At 45.4% G+C, this 2,609-nt stretch carries 2 protein-coding genes; both read right to left on the bottom strand.

All coding sequences use genetic code 11. The annotated features are described in order from the left end of the window. A partial coding sequence (locus Q0140_RS07125; protein ID WP_297963300.1) for a hypothetical protein occupies positions 1 to 402 on the bottom strand: 402 nt, incomplete at its 3' end. Then, a partial coding sequence (locus Q0140_RS07120; protein WP_297963298.1) for a phage tail protein occupies positions 380 to 2,609 on the bottom strand: 2,230 nt, incomplete at its 5' end. The genes Q0140_RS07125 and Q0140_RS07120, both read right to left, overlap by 23 nt.

The raw sequence follows: 2,609 nt of genomic DNA, 5'->3' as shown, positions 1-2,609 counted from the left end.
AACGGCTTCGCTTTTTACGCCGCTAGTATCTACTGCAAACACTTTTATCTCGCAGCTTAGTTTTGTCTTCGGTAGCGCATACCCCAGCGTCTGCGCTCTCGCCGCCAATATATTGTTTTCATAAATTTCAAAATGGCTAAAGTCTATCGGCACGTCGGGATACTCCCAGCTGATGCTCCAAAAATCGCGCAGCTCGGTAGCCTTTAAATTTTCTATTTTAGGCGGCGGGGCTAACTTGCCGAGCACTTTATACTCCATCTCTAGTTTATTGCCCGCGCTATCGCTTACCGCGATATTGTATATCTCGCCGTCTACGGCTTCAAACGAGAAGCTACTGTCGTAAATTTTAGCGCTAGCAAAATCCTTTTCGCTTTTTTTCTTATACGAAAAGATATAAAACAAGCTCTCGCCGCTCCACACCGCCCTTAGCATCGTATGGATTACCCTGCTGCCATCCATAGATATAATCGCTTACGCGTAAATTTGAGAGCTTTAAAGACGAGATGTCGGGCACGACAATTTCGCCCGTATCGCTATAGATGGTTTCATTGTATTCGATCGCTGTTATCTGCCTCGTTAGCTCGCTGCCCGTGGCAATTTTTAGCACGCGGTATAATTTGCTTGTTTTGTTTATTTCGCCAAAAGCATAATTATCGTATTTTTTAAATGCCTTGCCGCTTAAATTTAGACTTATTTTGTTTTTATCTACGCCCAATACTTCGAATTCACTTATCTCGTTGACGTCGTTTCGCACCTGAATTACGTATTTTTTGCCCACTTGCGTTTCTACTTTGCGGTCAAGAATTAAAACATCGCTGCTATCCTCCGCTAATCTGCCCGAAAAGCCGTATTGAGGCGTATCGTGGCTTACCTTGATTATATCGCCGTAGCGGCACACAAGGCTATCTTTATCGGCTTCGAATTCTATTGTTTCCGTGAGGTATTTATTACAATTTAGCTGGAATTGCCCGTAGGCTCTAGCCTGTTTTTCGTCGGTGCAGCCGGGTAGAGTTACACCCGTTTTGTTAATTACCTGATGACTTTGCTGCGGAGAATTTGAAATCGATATAACGCTTGGCTCATAATCCTTGTCTTTGTCATAATAGGTTATCTCTAAAAAATTTGCGCGATCTACGAGGGGCAAGAAATTCTGCTTAAATGTGCCGCTTAGGATATTTCCCATCGTAAAAAGAAAACTCTGTGTAGGGTTTAGTGCAGCTTTTTCCATTATTACGTCAAATTTTGAGCCCGCTTGAATGATCGACGCGCGCCCTAAAAGCGAAACGCTATCTAGCGCCTGCCTGACGCTTTGTTCGCTATCGAATACGATATTGCAAGTATAGCCCTTTTCCTTGCAGAATTTTCCCCATTCCTCGAAGCTCGGCATTATCTTTTCTTTATCCACTCCGCTATCTAGCAAAATTTGTTTGCAAATCTCGGCGGGATTGTCGGTATTAGCCGTTACGACCGCCGAAATTCTAGGAGCATTGCCGCTTAATTGGTCCGTTGCCAAAGCTCTGACGGCTAAAAGTGCGGTATGTGGATAGAGAAAATCGTCGCTAATACTTTCCTCTAAATACTCAAAAAAGCACGCGGAGCCGTAGCGGCTGGAGGTTTGAGGCTTCGCGTAATATCTCACCCTGACATAGTATTTCGACGGAGGGAGATTGTTAATTTCAGCCGTTCGCCTGATTGCGGAGGTGCTTGCGCCCTCGATTTCATTATACGGTTCGCTATACACGGGTTTTGCGTAATGATCCCAAACATATTTTTCTAGAGCTCGTCTAGAGCGAAACATCCTGCCTTTTTTTGTATAGGGATCGGTAAATATCCACGTATCGTGATGCTCTCCCTCTCTATAGGTTATGTAGTCGTTCATATTAAAATCTAGTTTATACGATACTTTTCTCTCGCCTAAAGTGGTCCAATCCGTGCCGTTAGGCGAATATTCTATTTGCAGACTTATTCTATACCCGCTTATTCCGCCTTGGTCGTTAGCGTAGAAAATTCCATTCGGCATCGCTAGGGTTATTTTTAATCCCGTTACTGCGTTTCCCTCAGTTTCGGACAGAGAGTAGCTCATATCGGGATTTAGCTTTTTGCCTACGTATTTATTGACGCGCGTATCATTGAATGCGTCAATTATCGCCTGGTTGTCGTCGCCGTATCTTATTTCGTGCGTTACGCCCGCAAAATTTCCTATCGGCTCTCCATTGATCTTTATATCTTTTACATCCTCTATTTCGCCGTCGTTTAGGGCGTATAGCCCATTGAAATACTGCTTGTCATCTTTTACGTCGATGTATGATCCGATCATCGGCGGGGTGATTTTGTGCGTGCCGTAAATTTTAGGCACCACGGCTCCTTGAGTGACTTGATTTGTGGGTGTGTTCCAGCCGTAGGTATTGGAGCGCTCATACGTTTGGCTATCGAAGCCGCCTAGTTTGGAATTCGCCATAGGCATCACGGCGTTTAAAAGCAGCCCTCCTGCGACCATTATCGTGCCTGCGATGATTGCAGAGCCCGTCGCCGCACTCGCCCCGATGGCGCTACCAAGCGCTGCGCCGTATGCCGCGCCCGCGCCGTATGATACGACCGTGATTACAATC

This window comes from uncultured Campylobacter sp. (assembly GCF_938045405.1).
Lineage (GTDB): Bacteria > Campylobacterota > Campylobacteria > Campylobacterales > Campylobacteraceae > Campylobacter_B.
This window is presented reverse-complemented; position numbering and strand designations above follow the sequence as displayed.